This window comes from Kiloniellales bacterium, from assembly GCA_030066685.1.
In the GTDB taxonomy this organism is placed as follows: domain Bacteria; phylum Pseudomonadota; class Alphaproteobacteria; order Kiloniellales; family JAKSBE01; genus JAKSBE01.
The window spans coordinates 40,809-59,929 of the sequence record JASJBF010000021.1; the positions used below are offsets into that span (position 1 = coordinate 40,809).

A 19,121-nucleotide genomic window follows, 5' to 3' on the forward strand; every position below is an offset into this window, starting at 1 on the left:
CGAAATTACCAGTTGCACCTTCCCTCATTGCGCAAAACCGCATGAATGTCGGCCGTGTACGATCTCGAGGGTCGCGGCGCGCATAAGCTCAAGTAACTTTTAGACACGATCCCCGTATGGTGGGTGATTGGCCTCGTGTCTGTCAGGCGGCTTGTCGAGTTGACAGCATCATTCGACCCAGTCGAGAACATCGCGGAGCACACTTCAGCGCTTCTTGGACGTGGCTTCGTTGCGGCCGAGGATCCAATAGTTGAAGAGCCGCTCGCTGGTGCCATCGGTTGCGATTTACCGCGCTTTGATCGGTTCAGTAGAGAGCGCTTGCTGGAAGTATGGCGCGCAATCTGGGCCGGAATCTGAGAGACGGACAGGTTTATGGCGAGCCAAGCCAATCACCTCTTTGACCTTCCGGAGAGCACACTGGTTTCGCTGCGACTTCCATTGATCCGAGATGTCTTGCTTGTCGGCCTCGGAAAGGTGCCAAGAAAGTGGACTTTCTTTGTCGAGCTGGAACGTCGCGGTTTCAAGTATGATGTTTTCTTGGGCCCAGCGATCCTTCAAGGCCTCGATGATTTGGTCATTTCGCGAGACTTGGCTCGGTGTGCGAACGTTGAGCAGTGTAACGAGAGGTCCCGTCAGGATTGACAGATAGCTCTGGTTTGAGTCGGGCTCCTGCTCTTCCTCGGGGTTCGAAGCCCGTATTTGCACGAGGAGCACCTTCCTGGGCCTGGGCTTCACAATTCGCTTGGGATCCCCCGGCTCATGCTTAAGTTCCAGGAACATACCGCGGAGAAACTCTACCGCGCTCAGGATCCCGAAGTTGTCGTAGTACCCACCGTCTGCCGCATGGTACTTGTTCTCGTCGCAGGTATCCGGTAAGTCCGGCCTGGAGATGGGAGTCACGTAAGGAAACGTAGCCGATAGGCGGGCAGCCGTGGCGACCTGGAGGTCGTCACCCCAGTGTAGAAGCTTGCTGGCTCGCCAGGCGGTGTCAACAGCGGTATTGGTGGGCACGTCAATCGGCGCTATAGCCAGCCGCTTCCCAGTCTCGACCTCTGTAGCATTGAGGACCAGCACTGGACGCCATCCGTTCCTAATGTCACCGCGCCACCCAAGAAATGTAGGGGAACCGTGAAGAGCTCCGGCTGCCCAGCGTTCCTGCAGAGCCCAACCTCGGTCCAGATGCTTAGGAACAAAAAAATCGATAAAGGATCGCCAAAAATCCGGATAAACGAAACCCCATCCGACAGCGCCCAAGCTGGAACGGCTAGCCTGTTCAACGACCCTTTCCAACTTCTCACCCTTTGGCGGGCCTTGGTCCGAGTAGGCATCAACAAAGTACATCGTGCCTACCGAGCTGCCCGATACGGCGCTGATCAAGATAATCGACTTCCCGAACCGCTCGGCAAGATCATCGTCTGATAGCAGGTTTACCAAGACCTGTGACGACCAGCGCGCTGCGGTGATTCCACCGCCGCTAGCAGCGACCGCGACGACGACCGGATAGCGATCGGGATGTCGTGACTTTGCCCAGTCAGCAAATACCTGCTCGGGACCATAGGACGCGGCTCCTTGGCTTGGATCGGGACAAGCCTTGCGGCTTAGCTCGTAAAAGTGATCTGTGTCTGAGAGCATGTAGTTGAGGGATGCTACGCCCAGCAAAGTGAAAAGCAAGGGCACTCGATACTTGTCGAGAAACAGACTAAGGCCGGACAAGACCCAGACCAGCAGCATGAGAAGAATCAACAAATACGCTATGGCTGGCACCCACTCGGTGAGTTCCGTTATCTGGTCCGGACGCAGCCGGTCCCATCCTAGGAAATAGATCAAGGCCGTCACGAACAGAAAGGCCCAGGCGCGCGAGCGCGTGAACGTATCGTCGTGCTCCGTCTCGTACCCCTTGAGAACGGATTCATAGCCCACACGGAGGGTTCTCATCGCCGCGACCTTGTCGGTCTCCAGCTTCATCCAATTGACGGCGCGCTCCGGAAAAAGGTGTTTCAGCAAATGGCCCGCCAAGGTCTTAACCCTGCGCCAGGCCGCCATTCGCCAATCTACGGTCATTCCGTAGAGCTTGCGCACCACAAAAGAGAGTAACAGCACTGCGATACCGGCGAGAAGCCCGAAGCAGACAGCGAGGGCCTTTTCGAATGTCGTCAATAGCTCATCGGTGCTTTTCCAGCACATGAAGACTATCGGCACCGCGAGCAGGGCAAAGATCGGATGTCTAAACCGCTTCAGCCATCTGGGTATGTTGTTTCCAGGTTTTCGTCCGTCCTGAATTTCAGTGCCGCTTGGGGCGTCATCCGTTTCTCGCATGAATGGTAGGTCGTTTCGAAAAGCCACGTGGACGAAAATCAAACCCAGCGTGTGCATGACTGCCCACGCAAGCATCACAGAAAACCAAGTCGCGATAGCCAACCCGACAAAGTCCAGTTCGAACAAGTTCTGCAGGATCTTTGGATCGTCCTCCCCGGCAAAGGAAGGCAGCCAGATCATGGCCATTCCTATGAGTAAGGGACAGCGAAGGAAGTAAATGTATTGAACGATGTAGGTCTTGGCCTGGAGCCATAGGATAATGCCCAAGGCAATAACGCAAACCAAAACCCCAGCCGTGATCGACATAGCAGTGCAGTCTACAAAGCCGGCAAGAGTAAGGGATGTGGGATTTCTCACATCCACTGTCACTCAGAACCCCATGCACGAAGTTTGTTAGAGATGTGATATGCAAGGAACAAACGGTCGAGGTTCTGAGTGGTAGATTCGCGAGCGTGTGCACCGTGTTCGCTATCGAACGCGGGGGGAGGCTCGTGCCGATCCTTTCGATTACATCGAGATTTTCTACAACCAAAAGCGATGCCATGGCTACCATGTAAACGTGAGCCCGGCCGACTCCAAAGTGCATTCAGCCGGCTTTTTTGAAGTGTCGACTAACATGGAGCAATGCCAATATGCGGCCCTCTGCCAACAGGACCGAGCACTTTTGGGCCTGTCGGGCGATCGGACGGAACAAGGGCGGTTTCGAACATTCACGCTCACTGATCTAGAGTTTGGAACATAGGGTTCGTCCAACACGCGTGCTAAGAAGGTCACGGTATAGACAGAACCGGTCCTGCCCTAGACATCTGCACTACCTTAGCGGACTGAAGATCGAGACCGGATTCGCAACACCGCGTAAGGCATGTTGACCGAGATGCTCCAGATCTCGGTCCAATCTACGGGCCACAGGTTCAGTGACGAGAATCACCCTCTCGAGCACTTTACATAGCGCTTCCACTCTACTCGCCTCATTGACGGCGCGACCGATGACGGTGAAATCCAGGCGGTCCGGTGCCCCGACGTTGCCAAAGAAGACATCACCCTCGTGTAATGCGATGCCCGTGCGCAAGGGCCGCCAACCCGCAATAGCCTCTAGCGAAGCCGACGGCTCGGAATTGAGAACATCTATGGCGAGGAGAGCTTCCTCTGCTGCCGCAAGTGCCGCATGAGCGGCATCTCGCCCTTCGCCGTACTCGGAGGCCAATGGAAAAACAGCCAAGAGACCATCACCGATGAACTTCAGGACCTCGCCACCGTGAGCGAGAACTGCTCCTGCCAAGACCCCGAAATACTCATTGAGTAGGGTGGTCACTTCCGGACCGCTCAGGCGATCCGTCAGATCGGTGAAGCCACGCAGATCCGAGACCCATATGACCGCGTGGATCGCATCGCCTGACCCGCGCTTGATCGTGCTGTCGAGGACCTGTCGACCCGCCAGGTGGCCCAAATACGTGTCCAGCACGTTCCCAGCGATGCGGAGTGCGATGTGGCGCTCGACATGCAAGGCGAAGAGGCTCAAGACGCCTTCCAGTGATGCAAATTCATCATCGGAAAAGCCACCGGATCGCTTGGTCGCGACCGTTGCGGCGTTGTGATATGAGGAGCCGCCGCCGATCGGCAGCGCGATATACTCCATGATCCCCTGCGCCGCGAGATCCTTCAGAAGCGGGCACCTTTCGGCCATCGCCGAATCCTGAGTATCACCTCGAAACGATTCGCCATACTCAATGACGCGAAAGAGCGGATTCTTCCTATAGCTGTCGGATTGAAGAGCGGCCTCGGCAACCCGCACCTCATCACACAAACCGTCGGCACGCTCCCAATTCCAAGCAAAGCCAAAGAGCTGTGGATGCAGCGTGCCGACATGCAGGCTCGCCCGATCGAGTGGCAGACCCGACGCCACCAAGTTCCATATCAGGGATTCGAATAGAAGAAGCAGATCGTCCTCACGGGTCGCTGGACCCAAGAGCCATGCCTCTATCTCTGCGACGCTGGATCGCTTGGGCGCCGCTGACGCGCCCCGCGCGGCCCGACGCATGAAAGTAACTGCCGGCGGGTATTTCCGGGGATCGGGGTCGATTTTCGCGGCAGTCAAGATTTAGGGTCCATGGATTGGTTCCTCCCAAAGAGGGGATGGTACCGCCTAGATGGAGGGCGGCGGCAAGGACCGATGTCGGATTGGGGTCTTATTCCCGGTCAACTGGTGCCGTCACACACGTCCGGAAACGGGGGCAGAGTGGTCGTTCCAGGCTCTTAGGTCAGAAAGCAGGCGTTAACCGGACCTTGCGTTCAAGAAAGCGAATATGGCCGCTCGGACGTCGGGTATAGGACCCGATCGACCGGTTGCAATGCGCCCGTGGATTCCTGCATCGCCTCGCGTGCCCTCGGGTCCGACCGGCCGGATGCTTCGGACCGCACCATACCCGGCGAGCGGCAAGTGATCCGAAGCTTCGGGCCGAGGTCCATGGCCAAGCCGCGCGTCGGCGCCCCGACCGCGCCGTCGACCGCGCCGATGCCCGAGCCACCGCCCACGACGCCGATCCTCTTTCCAGTGAACTGCAGGGTCGCCTCGCTTAGCGGATCGGTTTCGTCTCGGGCCGAATGAAATTGAAGATGGTGTGCGGATCGGCGCCCGCGAACAGGAACTTGATGACCATCGCCGCCGCGGCTTCCAACTGATAGGCGTGCGCGTTGCTGCCAAGGTGCAACGGCTCGGCGCCGACATCGGCGATCAACTCCGCGATGGCTGCGCTCGCGCCCTCGTCGGCGGTGTAGAGCGTCACCATCCGCCGGCCGTCATAGGTCATGTCCGGATCCTCCCAGACCGCGACCTGCGCCATGTTGAAGGCTTTGCCCAGATGAGCGCCGGGCAGCGCATCGGCGATCGCCTCGGTCAGAGACCGCCCATCGGTCCGCGTGGTCAGGAACTCGTCCGTGTCGATCGGGTTGTTGATGTCGACGACGACCTTGCCCCGGAAGGTGTCCGCGCCGCCTGCCGCTTGGATCGCATCGAAGACATCCTCGCTGCGCGTCGCGAGGACGACGACGTCGCCGAAGGCGGCGGCCTCTGCCGCCGTGCCGGCCTGCGCACCGACGGCGGCCGCCGCTTCTCGTGCCCTCTCCGGCGTCCGGCCCGAAAGCATCACCTCATGCTTGCCGGCCCACTTGCCCGCCAGCGCCTTTGCCATGCCGCCCGCGCCGATGAAACCGATCTTCATGGTCGCCTCCATAATTGCGTGATGCTTGGCAGATAACGGCTCTCGAGGCATAAGGCAAATCGATGTGATCGATTGCTGACATAAAAAATATGGATTTGAAGCAGAGCGAAATCAGCCTCCTCATCGCGCTGGACGCCTTGCTGGCGCACGAGGGCGTGACCCCGGCCGCGCAGCAGCTGGGCATCAGTCAGCCAGCCATGTCGGCGCAGCTCGCCCGCCTGCGGAGCTTGTTCAACGATCCGCTGCTGAGCGCCTCGGGGCGGCGGCTGGTTCCGACCGCGCGGGCTCTGGAGATCAAGCGGCCCCTGCGGACACTGCTGGCCGAGTTGGACCTGCTGGTACGCGAGAGCGCGCAGTTCGACCCGGCGACGACCGACAAGACCTTCCGCGTGATCGGCACCGACTATGTCCACGGGGTGCTCGCGCCCGCGCTGTTCGACGCCGTCGCGCGGCAGGCGCCCGGGGCGCGGCTGGCGCTGCTGCCATTCGACCCATCGACGGTCTGGCGACACCTGGAGGAGGACGGGGCGGACCTCGTGCTGGGCACCGGACTTGCCTTGCCCCAGGCGCGGCGGCGCGCCGGACTGACCGAGGATTTCGTGGTAATCCAGCGCAAGGGCCACCCGCGCGGCACCGGGCCGCTTTCGCTCGAGGCTTTCTGCGCTGCCGAGCATGTCCTGGTCTCGCCCGAAGGCGGGGGCTTCGTCGGCGCGACGGACAAGGTTCTGGCCGGGTTGGGCCGCAGGCGTCGGGTCGCCTGTTCGATCCCCAGTTTCCTTCTCGCGCCGGCTTTGATCGCCAGATCGGACCTGATCGCCCTCGTTCCCGGCCGGCTGGCGCGCCTGTACTCGGGATTGGTCGACTCCGCCGCACCTCCCTTCCCATCACCGACCTTTTCGGTGGATCTCTACTGGCATCCCCGGCGACATCACGATCCGGCGCACCTTTGGCTCAGGAGCGTCGCGGGAAACGAGGCGACCAGACTGAGAGGCTGACAAAGCGCTGGCATCCGGAGCCCCAAGGTTGGCTTCGAGGGTTCAGAGTGAGCCAGCGCCCTGGGGCCGGCCGTCCGGATCATGAGATACGCCCCGCCGACCGAGAAGATAATAGGTCTTCATGTCCGCTTTTCCCTTGACGGTGATCGTCCCGCGTTCCTCGCAGACATAGTCCTCCTTCAGCCGGCGATAGGCGTTTTCCGTCAGCTGGATGTGATCCTTCACGCCATGGGACTCCATGCGACTCGCCGTGTTGACCGCGTCGCCCCAGACGTCGTAGGCGAATTTCCGGGTGCCGATGACGCCGGCCACTGCTGGCCCGGTCTCGATGCCGATGCGCAGGCCGAGCGGCTCCCCGAGCGCTGGTACCAGCCTCTCCATCTCTGCTCGCATGTCCAGAGCCATCTCCGCGACTGCCGCGGCGCTGTCGGCGCGCGGCTCCGGCAATCCGCCGGCGACCATGTAGGCATCCCCGATCGTCTTGATCTTCTCCAGCCCATGCCGCTGAGTCAGGCGATCGAAAGCCGAGAACACCGTGTTCAGTAGGCTCACCAGCTCCTGCGGCGTCTTACGGGCGGTGAGCGGAGTGAAATCGACGAGATCGGCGAATAGGATTGTCACGTCGTCATGGCCGTCGGCGATGCTCTCCTCGCCAGATTTCAGGCGCTCGGCGATTGTCTCTGGAAGGATGTTGAGCAACAGCCCCTCCGAGCGCGCATGCTCCCGCTGGAACGCGTTGACGAAATACATCATGGATAGGAAGAGCGCGACCGACGGCCCAATAACGTTCATGCCGAAGAACAGCATCGATGTCGCATGCGAGGTCGATACCGCCCAGTGCTGGATCCGATCATCGACCAACAGGGACAGGGCAAGCAGCGCGATATAGGCGAGGAACCACCACGCGGCGGCGCGTAGGCTCTGGAACATCAAGGCGCCGACCGGCGCCAGGATCGACCACGTCATGAGCACGCCGGAGGCCGCGAAACCGCCCAGGCTCCACTGCATGGAAATCGGGTTCCACAAGATCATCAGGAACAGCGGATAGAGCAGGAATGCGAAGCGCTTCGTTATCAGGAAGACGACCAGCGCGGTCCCCACAAGCAGTGTGAAGCCGAAGGTGATGGCCACCGTGATGGTCGGACCGAGGATCGCGAAATAGAGTGTGCCCCAAATGATGCTGGCAACGACGCATATGGCGCTCAGCACCACCAAGGTCACTTTCCGCCGCCGCTCATCCACGGGATCGGTGTCCCGGGCGCAGATCCCTTCCAGGTCGATCGGCAGCCTGCCGATGAGGTGGTCCATTTGTCGCCCCCTTGGCACGCCTCGCCTTCGCCGCCGTCAGTGCGCTCAGCATCCTTTCCGTCGGCTGATTGAGTGCAATCAGACGCAACGGGCGGTGTCCACCCTATCGGTGGCGGTTGGCACCATCCATTTCTACACGCAATCCTCTGAGCAACTCGACGCTCCGCCGAAGGTGATCTTTACCGCCGGCGTGTTTTCCATTCTCGCGGGCTCGGTGCCATGGCTCATAACGGACGGCTCGCCCGCCGCGCGCACGTGCCAGGCTCAAGGAGGGTTCACCCTCGCACGGTCATGATCTGCGGCGAGCCGGAGAGTCCGCATCGGGTGAGGCCTGGGCCTCACATGCCCACCCGGGTGATGCCTGGAGTTAGGGGTCTATCCGGCGAAATGGGCCGGAGAGTCTGCTTTCGGGCCTTTCGACGCCGTCGCCGCAGTTGTTTTGCCAGGACCGGGTATAACCAGAAGCTGACCTCGGAGCAACTAACCACGAGTTCGCGATGTTCGACTTGGTAATGTTGAATTAACGTGCACGACGCAAATTCGTGAAGCGCCATCGTCTCGCTTTTCGAGACTCCCATTCGATGCGGCGAAATCCGAGAGGTAGACGCCATGCTGGGCATAGACACCATGCTGGTGTTAGCCATTGGTTCCTGGACTATGGGGTTCATAATTGGATATGGAACCGGGTCCTCTCAAACCCCGGGCACATTGTTGAAGGTACTTGGAGTGATCGCCGGCCTAGAGCACGATGATATGAGGTTGAACCAACCTCATATCTGAATCGTGCTCTAAACTGTTGAAGTAGAGCGGGATTCAGATTTGAAGTCCAATTAACTTCAAATCATCCCGCTCGAGTGGGAGCTGTGGCAGCCTGGATAGAGGCCGGGGAACAAATGGGGATAATCCTACCTGGCCTGGGAGTAGGTATCTCGACAGGTATTATTACGGGACAAATCATACTTAGAAAACCAGAATGGGATACGATCAAATCGCTCATGACATATGGCGAAGAAAGAAATTTTACACATTGGCAAATGTCAATAATCCAATCATTGTCCTGGGGAGAAATATTGGGGATTCCTTTCTTCTTATTGGTTCATTTCTTCAGATAATTCATTTCTTAGATCGCTCTGTGGTGAATTTTCGATTTGTAAACTCTTTTGTAGATCATTCAACTCGGCTAACTCGTCGTTGAGATCAAACCGCGAAGAACATTCCACATGTAAGTATTGAAATCAGTAAACAAAGATACCGCGCTTGCGCTGCAGACCTTGGTGATAAGCCTCAGCGTCCGCGGTCCGGTCAGGGTCATCCTCGGGCTTCGCGAGCCTCGGCAGGCCACGACGGCTTTCGGGTGGAGATCGGACCTTGAGGCCAGGAAAGCGGACATTTCTTCGGGAAACTCCGTTTTTGGGGGAGGAGCGGACATCGGAAGTCTCTGGATGTCAGGACTGGGTGTAGCCAAGATGAGACCTGCCCGATTTGACAGCGCTTGTCCGGAACGAGATGGAGTTGCGGTCCCCTGACTGCGTTCATAGAATGGACGTGTTACCCGAGCTAGATCGAGCCAGATGGACTGGAACAGATCCCAGGAGGATTATTGCGTGACGCGGTTCCCGCGGGGTTTAGTGTGAGTTCTACGTTGCATTAGAGGCCCGAAGAGCGCCTTAGCGCTCGGCATTGTTCAACGAAATTATCTATAGTGTTACGGATATGCAGAGGTCCGCTATAACCCTATCCGCACATCTCCGGGGACAATCCTATTACTGGCAGAGCTCTATGCCTTTGGCAGGTGTGTTGCGTAAGAAAATTCGGCGCTGTATGTGACAAAGCTCACAGATTCCCATTACGGTCTGTTTAGACTCTTCTCGTGACAAATGTTATCCTATGCAATTGAAAATGCGACGTCCTTGATTGAACCATTCCAAGGTCGAATGGGATAAAGTTGGGGGAGCATTCTATGACGGAACGGGCAAGACCGCGGGTGATCATCCGCTTGTACGAAGATCCTTCGCAGGAGGGGTTCAGCGACAGCATCAACTATCTCGAAGAGCGCGATCCAACGGCGCTGCGCCGTATTAGAGCTGCAATCGGGGAGTTTCGCCTTCTGCCGGTCTTCTCAGACGAGGTGCGTGAACGTCTGCCCGAACTCCAGAAGCGGGCGAGCGAGCTCGATCCGACCTACGAGACCGAACCGCTGAGCACCTTTTTTTATGTCGAGGCCGAGCAGGCAAACGATCTGGAGATCGTACGCAAGGTCTTCAACACCTCCTCGGTCGTTCGGAGCGCCGATATCGAGATCCCTGGCCCCGACCCGGTCGTCAATGCCGCAGATGACCCGCGCTCGCCGCAGCAGACTTATCTCGACCTCGCACCCGGCGGCATCGACGCCCGCTACGCTTGGACCTTCACCGGCGGCGACGGCGCGGGCCAGACGGTCGTCGATATAGAGCAGGGGTGGACCCTGGATCACGAGGATCTGGTGGCCCATGGCGCGACGCAGCTCAACGGTACCATAGTTAACAGCTCGCGCCGGCACGGCACCTCGGTTCTCGGTGAGCTCTGCGCGGTTGACAACACGCTCGGCTGTGTCGGTATTGCGCCAAATGTGGCCAAGGTTTTCGTCGCGTCCCGCAATCCGAGCCTTGCAAACTCAATCGTCGACGTGCTCTCGAGCGTCGACTTCGGGGACGTGATACTGCTCGAGACCCAAGACGGCGTCGCTGGATCAGACCCGATTATGTACGGCCCGAGCGAGATCATAGATGCGGTCTGGGAATCGGTCAGGCTCGCCACTGCTCTCGGCGTGATTGTGGTCGCGGCCGGCGGCAATGGCACGAATAACGGCTCCACGCCCGCAGTCAATCTCGACACGCTTACCGACTCGATGGGGCAGCTCAAGCATTTCCGCGACCCGGGCAATCCTGAGTTCCGCGACTCTGGAGCGATCATCGTCGCGGCAGCAACCTCAGCAGCACCACATACAAGGCTCGACTATTCGACCTTCGGGCAGCGGATCGACTGTTACGGCTGGGGGCAGAACATCGAGACCTGCTCCTCCGACCCACTAGGCGCGACCGATCTCTACCGCAGCAATTTCGCCGGCACGTCTGGCGCCTCGCCTATGGTGGCGGGTGCGGCCCTCTGCGTGCAGGGCATCTACGAGGCGGCGACCGGCGGCCGGCTGAGCCCGCGCCAGATGCGCGAGATCCTGAGCAACCCCGCTAACAACACCTCTCCTGCCGCAAGCGAGGCCACCGCCATGGGGGTGATGCCGGATCTGCGGGGCATAATCGACAGCATGCTGGCCGTCGTGCCCGACATCTATATCCGCGATAACGTTGGCGATATCGGCGATCCGCATACAGGGGCAATCTCGTCCTCGCCCGACATCATCCTCCTGCCAACGACGGTCGCGAACCCGCAGGCGGCCTTCGGCGAGGGCAGCGGGACGGAGAATGACGCAAGCTTGGGCTTCGAGGCAACCGCGGGGCAGGACAACTTCCTCTACGCACGGGTTCGCAATCGGGGCGGCACGCCTGCGATTAACGTGAGCGCGGAGATCTTTTGGTCCCCGCCCTCGACCCTTGTCACGCCGGACCTCTGGACATCCGTTGGAACCGTCACTATCCCGAGCGTGCCCATTGGCGACATGCTAACTTGCTCCGACGCGCTGACATGGCCCGAGACCGAGATCCCCGCTCCGGGCCATTACTGCTTCGTTGGGCTTATTGGTACGGACGGCGACCCGGCGCCAGCGCCGGCCGATTTCCTTGACTTTAATAACTTCCGCAACTTTATCCGCAATAACAACAACGTCACCTGGCACAATTTCAATGTAGTGCCCCGCGATCCAGGCGACCCAGAGGCCGAGTTCGCGCTGCCCTGGCTGATGCCCGGTGCGCCGGAGGAACGGATCCAGTTCGCGCTCGAAATCACTCTGCGCCTGCCGAAACGGGCTGAGGTGCTGCTTGAGATGCCGTTTGGCTTCCTGCGCGACTTCGATGCTCAGGTGAAGCTCGTCGACATCGACAAGGAGAATGACCGCGGCACCGCGCAGCTTCCGCCGATGGGGCGGCTGCTCTTCGGCCCGGCGCTGATGCCGGCCCGGGCGCGCTATCAGATGAGCTTCCGGGTGCGGCTTAACTCGAAGGACGAGGATACGGTCTACCCGATCGATGTGCGCCAGCTCTTCGAGGGTAAGGAGGAGGTAGGGCGCCTCTCTTGGCGCTTCGACCCGCGCGCGAAGCAGCGGCGCAAAGAGATCCTTGCGCTCGACTGACCCCAGCCAATTCAAGCGCTGGCCCAGCGGCCTTGAAGTGCCCGCATTATGTCGGAGAAGTCGACTGCTGCCATATCGTCAGGCCGGCTCTAGAAGGACAACGGTCGTCCTGCTGGACGTAACGGGCGTCCATTTTTTTGATGGCGGCGCGACCGCATGAAACAGAGTTGCCAATTCTGTTTCAGCAGGAAAGAGCCTTGGCGGAAGCGGGCAGGCTTGATCTCAGCTCCGTTCGGCATACGGTTGCTGCCGGGGCTGATTTCTGGATTCGGATCTCAGAGCGGCCATAGTAGTGGCGCCAGCCTCAATTCAGCTTCAGGTCATTGTTCCCCGTTGCCCGCGGCGTCACTCAGGTCCGGAATTGGGTGCAGAGCGGTCGTCGTAGGCTCTTTGGTCTGATGCCGGGTTCAAACCGGACCTGATGCAGGCATGCGGCGGACGGCAAGGTGTAGCCATAACCGAGCCTCGCCATACTTCGATGGTGATCGTAGCATTACTTGCTCGGCCCCCGTACACTCCTGGTCTAGAGGGAACCGCGATGGTCAACACGAACCAGATTGCCGAGATTGGGCTGTTGGTCGGCGAGCCGGCACGTGCAGCAATTCTCACTGCGCTGATGGATGGTCAAGCTCTGACCGCGAGCGAGCTCGCGCGATGCGCAGGCATAACACCCCAGGCGGCAATCAGCCATTTGGCTCGTTTGTCGACCGCGAGACTCTTGAAGGTCGAGAAACAGGGGCGACACCGTTATCACCGGCTAGCGAACGCAGATATCGCGAAAATGCTGGAAGGCATGATGCAGATTGCATCTGATCGTTCGCCGACACCGCGCAAGATCGTAGCGGGCCCACGCGACGCGGCGCTTCGCAAAGCCCGGACCTGCTATGACCATTTCACGGGGCAATTGGGCGTTTCCATCACTGCGGCTCTGGAGACGATGGGGGCAATCGAATTAGATGACGACGCCGGGCTGATTACGAGCGAAGGGCTGAAGCTTATTGACCAACTGGGTATTGAATTGGATCCTCAGGGGGAACGGTCAAAACGACCGCTCTGCCGACCGTGCCTCGATTGGAGTGAGAGACGGCCTCATGTCGCCGGCAAACTCGGAAAGGCAATCAGCACCCATTTTTTCGACAGAAGACTCGTCCGTCGGATCAAAGATACGCGCGCGCTTAGTGTGACGCCCGCGGGCCGGGCCGCACTTCGCGAAGTTTTCAACATCCGCGATTTCTGAAGAGTCTGTCGGTGGCACCTCGAAGGGAGCGTCGGACTATTGAAGCTCATCTTGTGCTGTTTTGCTATCGGACGGCGCCTCTGCGCGATCGCTCTTGGTGTAGTCTCGCGTGACTGTCGCCATGCGAAGGCGATACTCGGTGAAGTATCGCGCTCTACCCAGCTTTTGTGCTTTTCGGTGCTCCAGGCTGTTTCGCCACAATGCAACCGCATCTTCGCTTTCGAAGAACGCTAGCGCGAGAATCTTGTCTTCGTCAGTGGCACTATTGAAGCGCTCGAAAGTCAGAAAGCCATTCACCTGCGTCACGAGTTCTCTCATGAGAGCGGCAGGGCTTTGGTAGAAGTCGCGATGCCGCTCATCAACTTTGTACTCGAAGATCATTGCTATCATGATCAGGTCTCGGACGTATCGTGTTGCGCCTTGCTATCGATTGGTGCCTGCTCACGATCGAACATCCCGTAGTCTCGAATAACGCCGGCAACCCTCAAACGGTAGTTGTCGAAGATGCCGCCGCGACCCGCTCGCTGCGCATTGCGATGCTTCTCAAGTGACCTCCATGCCGCGACCGCCGTTTCGTCGCGAAAGAATGACAGTGAAAGAATCTTGCCCGATTGGGTTAGGCTTTCAAATCGTTCGATCGATATGAAGCCGTCGATCTGATCGAGCAACGGCCTCAGGTCCGCGGCGATATCGAGATAGGCCTGTCGCTTTCCCTGTCTCGGCTTGACCTCAAAGATAACCGCAATCATGGCCTGATCAGTTCCGCATGGGGAAGAGACGCATTCCTCAGGAACATGCGGTCTTCACGCAAGATAAACTTTTCACGCCGTGCGAATTCGTAGTTCTCACGTCCTAGCGGGTCTGCTGCCAAGCGCGCGCGGTAGGCTTCGTAGTCTGCGAGGCTGGCGATGTTGTAGACACCGTAGCCGATCGTGCTGGAACCCTCGTGCGGCGAGAAATAGCCGATCAGGTCAGCGCCGCTGCGAGGGATGGCCTGGCCCCAAGTTCTGGCGTACTGATCAAAATGGGCCCGCTTGTATGGATCCAGCTCGTATCGAATGAAGCAAGTGATCATGTTGTCCTCCTTTGCCGAACGCTTGAAGGATGACAGGGACAGACCCGGTAATGCTTCGGGCTGCACCGAAGTGTTGTGGAGGCCGCTCAGGATCATTAGTCCTGGCCAACCGGTGCCGTCACACACGTCCGGAAAAGCGGACAGAGCGGTCGTCGTAGGCTCATTGGTCTGATACTGGGTTCAAACCGAACCTGATTCAGGCATGCGACGGAAGGCAAAGTGTAACCAAAAGCGGGTTTGAGATGGGTTTGGTCGGCAACGGCATATCTAGCAACCTGGTGAACGCGGACGGCTAAGCGACGTTGGCTTCTCGACACAAGAGGGCTTCGGCCGGAACGTCAAGCCGCGTGGTCTGCATCCAAAAGATTGGACCATTAAACGGGGCAGGCCACGTGACGCTGTTGCAAACGCCCCACGCGGGTGCACCAGCGTCCAGCTATGGGCCGCAGCCAGTCAGGGACTCAAGTCGTGTGCTTAAAGGTAGAAACCACCGGCATACAATGGCAGATCTTCTACACCCTCAAGGAAGCCCAGATCGTCATCGCGCGATGGCGCAAGCACTACAACATGGTGCGGCCACACATCGCCCTCGGATACTGGCTACCAGCGTCCGACGCGACCATCCCAACGGCAGATCACAAACCTAGTCCCGTTCCATAACCGACAAGCATTGTTTCCCCATATTTCCGACCGAACCAAACGTGCATTCCTTGAGGGATAGGTCCCGTCGGTATCGATATCGTGTAGACACCCGGCTTAACAAAGGCCCTATTCTTAATAAGCTCCTCTCCGACCTTGCCCAATTTCTTGTACTCATCCATCAGCTTGATAACTTTTCCCACGTGTTTGAGACCTTCAATATAAGCCTTCAAAGAGCCGTATAATGCCAAGTCCCAGTCCAGATCACCCCAAGACCAATTAGTTCTGAATTTACTAGCCGATTCAACACCATGTGCGAAGATCAGGAGTGGTGCGTAGCTTCCTCCAAGTCCGCCACCGAGTTTCGCACCGTGTGATGAGAGGGTCGCCCATTCGACCTCCCCTGCCTCAGTAGCGCCGAGACGATAGACCCTAGCATTCCAATTGTAATAACCGATCGCAACCAAATCTCCAGAATGGCCTTCGCCAATCCCAAGCCAAGAATTCCACGGTTTACGCTTGACCCTCTCACGGATCTCCGGCTCGCCAATCTCCACCGATCCACGGTACGGAATTGCGACTTTTTCGCCTCCTTTAAAGCGACGGTTCTTATGGTCCACGGTCTCGGGAGAGTTGATAAAACCGTTGTGATAGTGCAAGTACCAGTTCACGATTTCGGGAACGATCTTCCCATTCTCCGACGCCCCTGGGAAGTTGAACTGGATGATGCGCTCCGCTGGGATACCGTATTTCTCCTGCAATGTGAGCCAGCTTTCCTTGCCCAACCCACTCACAATATGCCACGTGCTCACCTTCGACTCCGGCGGCCGATACGACTTCACGCCGTCCGGGTTGAGCGCGAGGTATTTAGGTGGTCGTTCAAGCGCCATGACCGTCGCCTCCAGTTCGATGGCATTCTTTTAATGAACCGGGATTTCCATGTGGAGGCCACCTAGCCCTTGAAGCATGGCTCGAAGCGCTTCAGTTCGCAACCCATCGTTGCCTCGTGGCTGGCTTGGGTCGTGGTGATCGAAAAGCTGCGAGGGGGCGGTGATTACAGCACGAAACTGGCTTTTCGCAAGCGATCCGGACACACCCATCCTGTCGGAGGTCCCGTTGAGCGATATCTCGTTGGTCATGCTGGAGCTAGTGTCGGTCTGAGCCCATCAATGCGGCCCAGGATGTCGGCGAACAACTCGCGTAGGGTTGCGACCTCTGCCATCTGGAGAACGACATAGCGTCCGTGGCGGACGACCTTGGCGCCTACAGCCCGGCTCTTCGGGGTACAGCGATCCTATCGGCGACATCGTCGGGACGGCGAGGATGGACTACTATTTGCCTTTGACTGACGAATACTTTAATACGCAAGTCTTCAGCGCGACGTAGAGCGCCTGGATTTGCCGCGGGAGGCCGAAGACACAGCGATGCGCATCGCCCTCTTCATCGCCCACTTCGACGCGGGCGGGGTCGCCGTGGTCGTGACCGACCTGGCCAACGCCCTGGCCGCGCGCGGCCACCAGGTCGAACTCCTGGCCCTGGACGGCAGTGGGCCGCTGAAGTCCCGGGCCGACGACTCGGTCCGCCTGGTCGACCTGGCCTGCGGTGCCGCGCGCTTTGCCCTGCCGCGTCTCATGACCTACCTGTCGACCGCCAAGCCGGACGTCGTCATCGGCGCCTCGACCCATATCAACACTCTGGTGATCCTCGCCGGCTTGTTGAGAGGCTTCCGGGGCCCGAGGATCATCGCGACCGAGCATTCCGCGCTCGGGCACCGGGCGACGACCTGGCGCGCCCGGCTCCTGTTCGCCCTGGTCCGGATGACCTACCGCCTGCCCCACCGGGTCGTCTGCTGCTCGGAGGGCATCCGGCAGGAGCTGATCGAGGAGTACGGGCTGCCGCCGGAGCGGATCGTCACGATCCACAACGCGGTCGTCGGCCCGCGGGCCCTGACCGCACTGGAAGCCGACTCCCAGGACCCCTGGCTGACCGCCTCGGACGATCCGCTGATCGTCACCGCGGGCCGCCTGCACCACCAGAAGGACCACAGGACCCTCCTGCTGGCCTTCGCCAGGCTCGCCGCCGAGCGCCCGGCCCGGCTGCTGATCCTCGGCGAAGGCGATGAGCGCCCGGGCCTCGAAGCCCTGATCCGGGACCTGGGCCTGGCCGAGCGCGTGCGGCTGGCCGGACAGGTCGACGACCCCTTGGCCCGGATGAAGGCGGCCGACCTCTTCGTGCTCTCCTCGCGCTTTGAAGGCCTACCCACGGTCCTGATCGAGGCCCTGCTCTGCGGTCTGCCGGTGGTCTCGACCGACTGCCGGCACGGGCCGCGCGAGATCCTCGAGGGCGGACGCTACGGAACCCTGGTGCCGGTCGGCGACCCGGAGGCCCTGGCCGCGGCCATGGTCCGGACCCTCGATGCGAAGAGAGATCCCGAGGCGCAGCGCCAGAGGGCGATGGCCTTCAGCGCCGATCCGGCGGCGGCGCGCTACGAGGCGCTCTTCGCCGATCGGCCGGAGCCGAAGGCTCTGCCTGCGGAGGTTTCCTGAGAATGGGCCTGGCCTGGTGCCGCCGTGCCGAACGGGCAAGCGGCCCTTCGGCCGATCAGCCCTCGCTGCCGTCGCTCTCGCCGCCGCAGGGGATCTCGCCCGGCCGGGAGGGAAAGCTGAGGCACTCCTCGGGCAGCAGCGGCTCCAGGGCCACGGCGACGTCGTGGGGATCGTCGAGAAAGGTCACGCCGAGCAGCATGCTGTCGCGCCAGGCGACCCGCATGGCAAGGTCGACCGGGTTGGCCAGGCGCAGCTTCAGGGCCAGGCGGACCGTCGCCTCCTCGAAGTCGGGAAGCGGCCGATCGAAGAGCAGGCGCGCGCCGTTTACCGAGAGGTCGATGACCATGCAGTTCAGCACCTCGTCGGCGACCAGGACGCAGCCGGACATGAACTTCACCGCCCGGGCGTAGGTCCGGCGTTCATCCTTCTCCAGCTTCAGTCTGACGAGATCCTTCACCGCTGCGGCCTCCTTCGGCCGACCTGCGTGGTTCTTACGCCATCCGAATTAACACCTTTAGGCTTAAGGTTTCCTTAGCCCGGCGCCGCTTTCGCGCCGCCGAAAGGTCGGGTTAACCGACCCCGGCTAGTCTCTGCCCGGCCGGCCCGAGGCCGCCGAGGCCGCCGGCGCCCGCCGACTCGCGGCGGCGGCGGAGCCAAAAGGGCCTTCACGGCGTCGGCCCGCGGAGTCAAGATCCCGACCCTGCGAGGGCGCGCCTCGCGTTTGCTTGGGGGAAAGGCATGCGTTCCAGGGGACGCGCGATCGCAAGCGCCGCCTTGCGATGGACACTCGAGTTCCTGCCGCGGAACCGCCTCGGCGACACCGCCTTCTCGGCCGTGATCTTCGCCGTCCATCACTTCCGCCTGCCGCGCTGGCGCCGGCCGGTGACCTTCAACGACCACCTCTTCGCGATGAAGCAGCGCGGCGAGCTCTGCGATCCGCTGCGCCGCCACGTCACCGACAAGCAGCGGCTGAAGGCCTACATCGCCGAGACGCTGGGCCCGGGCTTCACCCTGGAGACCCTGGCCCTGCTCACCACGCCGGCCGAGATCGCGACCTTCGAGCCTCCACAGCTGCCCTGCATCATCAAGCCGACCCACCTGAGCGGCGAGATCGTCCTGGTCGAAGACCGGGACCAGCCCCTGGATCGGCAGCGCATGGCGGGCTGGCTGAGCATGAGCCACTACGAATGGTCGCGCGAGGCCAACTACAAGGACCTCCGACCCGCGGTCATGGTCGAGGAGTACTTCGTCGACTCCAAGGGCGGCGTACCTCGGGACTACAAGCTCTTCTGCATCGGCGGCCGGGCGAAGTTCGTCCAGGCGATCAACGACCGCTTCGGAGCCCCGACCCGCAACCTCTACACCAGGGACTGGACCAAGCTGCCCTTCGCTTACAACTACCCGGCCGGGGGCCTGGACCCGCGGCCCGAGCGCCTGGGCGAGATGTTCCAGCTCGCCGAGCGCCTGGCGGCGCCCTTCTCCTTCATGCGCGTGGACTTCCTGGT

General features: G+C 60.2%; 14 protein-coding genes and 1 pseudogene. 6 read left to right on the top strand and 9 right to left on the bottom strand.

Annotation, left to right across the window (positions count from 1 at the left end):
- Positions 1–285: 285 nt before the first annotated feature.
- From QNJ30_13500 to QNJ30_13510, 3 genes are all read right to left on the bottom strand, one after another.
- The gene (locus QNJ30_13500) at positions 286–2,496 is read right to left on the bottom strand and encodes a hypothetical protein (GenBank protein ID MDJ0944479.1); all 2,211 of its coding nucleotides are present in this window, start codon (positions 2,494–2,496) and stop codon (positions 286–288) included.
- Between the two features lie 631 nt (positions 2,497–3,127).
- Entirely contained in the window at positions 3,128–4,411 is a 1,284-nt protein-coding gene (locus tag QNJ30_13505; protein ID MDJ0944480.1) for an adenylate/guanylate cyclase domain-containing protein, read from the bottom strand.
- Positions 4,412–4,889: 478 nt separating this feature from the next.
- A complete protein-coding gene (locus tag QNJ30_13510; protein ID MDJ0944481.1) occupies positions 4,890–5,534 on the bottom strand; it encodes an NAD(P)-binding domain-containing protein in 645 nt (214 codons plus the stop codon).
- A gap of 95 nt (positions 5,535–5,629) precedes the next feature.
- Here QNJ30_13510 and QNJ30_13515 point away from each other — a divergent pair, with 95 nt between their 5' ends.
- The gene (locus QNJ30_13515; GenBank protein ID MDJ0944482.1) at positions 5,630–6,529 is read left to right on the top strand and encodes a LysR family transcriptional regulator; all 900 of its coding nucleotides are present in this window, start codon (positions 5,630–5,632) and stop codon (positions 6,527–6,529) included.
- A gap of 42 nt (positions 6,530–6,571) precedes the next feature.
- Here QNJ30_13515 and QNJ30_13520 read toward each other — a convergent pair whose 3' ends face one another.
- Positions 6,572–7,837 carry an adenylate/guanylate cyclase domain-containing protein gene (locus QNJ30_13520; protein ID MDJ0944483.1) on the bottom strand — a complete coding sequence of 422 codons (1,266 nt, stop codon included), beginning with the start codon at positions 7,835–7,837 and terminating at the stop codon, positions 6,572–6,574.
- 1,960 nt (positions 7,838–9,797) lie between these two features.
- Here QNJ30_13520 and QNJ30_13525 point away from each other — a divergent pair.
- Both QNJ30_13525 and QNJ30_13530 read left to right on the top strand, forming a co-directional pair.
- Complete coding sequence (locus QNJ30_13525; protein MDJ0944484.1) at positions 9,798–12,119, top strand: S8 family peptidase; 2,322 nt, start codon at positions 9,798–9,800, stop codon at positions 12,117–12,119.
- A gap of 538 nt (positions 12,120–12,657) precedes the next feature.
- Positions 12,658–13,356 (top strand): winged helix-turn-helix domain-containing protein, encoded by a 699-nt coding sequence (locus QNJ30_13530; protein MDJ0944485.1) that lies wholly within the window; start codon positions 12,658–12,660, stop codon positions 13,354–13,356.
- Positions 13,357–13,392: 36 nt separating this feature from the next.
- Here QNJ30_13530 and QNJ30_13535 read toward each other — a convergent pair whose 3' ends face one another.
- From QNJ30_13535 to QNJ30_13545, 3 genes are read right to left on the bottom strand one after another with little or no spacing between them, the layout of a single operon-like run.
- A complete protein-coding gene (locus QNJ30_13535; GenBank protein ID MDJ0944486.1) occupies positions 13,393–13,746 on the bottom strand; it encodes an antibiotic biosynthesis monooxygenase in 354 nt (117 codons plus the stop codon).
- A 2-nt stretch (positions 13,747–13,748) separates the two neighbouring features.
- The gene (locus tag QNJ30_13540; GenBank protein MDJ0944487.1) at positions 13,749–14,105 is read right to left on the bottom strand and encodes an antibiotic biosynthesis monooxygenase; all 357 of its coding nucleotides are present in this window, start codon (positions 14,103–14,105) and stop codon (positions 13,749–13,751) included.
- Positions 14,102–14,527: an NIPSNAP family protein gene (locus QNJ30_13545; protein MDJ0944488.1), complete on the bottom strand. Its 426-nt coding sequence runs from the start codon at positions 14,525–14,527 to the stop codon at positions 14,102–14,104. The genes QNJ30_13540 and QNJ30_13545 overlap by 4 nt, the downstream gene beginning before the upstream one ends.
- A 408-nt stretch (positions 14,528–14,935) precedes the next feature.
- On the opposite strand from QNJ30_13545, the pseudogene QNJ30_13550 reads away from it, so the two are divergent.
- A pseudogene (locus tag QNJ30_13550) lies at positions 14,936–15,046 on the top strand (integrase core domain-containing protein).
- 20 nt (positions 15,047–15,066) lie between these two features.
- Here QNJ30_13550 and QNJ30_13555 read toward each other — a convergent pair.
- Entirely contained in the window at positions 15,067–15,960 is an 894-nt protein-coding gene (locus QNJ30_13555; GenBank protein ID MDJ0944489.1) for a hypothetical protein, read from the bottom strand.
- Between the two features lie 534 nt (positions 15,961–16,494).
- Here QNJ30_13555 and QNJ30_13560 point away from each other — a divergent pair.
- Complete coding sequence (locus QNJ30_13560) at positions 16,495–17,616, top strand: glycosyltransferase (GenBank protein MDJ0944490.1); 1,122 nt, start codon at positions 16,495–16,497, stop codon at positions 17,614–17,616.
- A 55-nt stretch (positions 17,617–17,671) separates the two neighbouring features.
- On the opposite strand, the gene QNJ30_13565 is transcribed toward QNJ30_13560, so the two are convergent.
- Positions 17,672–18,073 (bottom strand): PilZ domain-containing protein, encoded by a 402-nt coding sequence (locus QNJ30_13565; GenBank protein MDJ0944491.1) that lies wholly within the window; start codon positions 18,071–18,073, stop codon positions 17,672–17,674.
- Positions 18,074–18,390: 317 nt separating this feature from the next.
- Here QNJ30_13565 and QNJ30_13570 point away from each other — a divergent pair.
- Positions 18,391–19,121: ATP-grasp fold amidoligase family protein (locus QNJ30_13570; GenBank protein MDJ0944492.1), on the top strand; the 731-nt coding region annotated here is incomplete at its 3' end.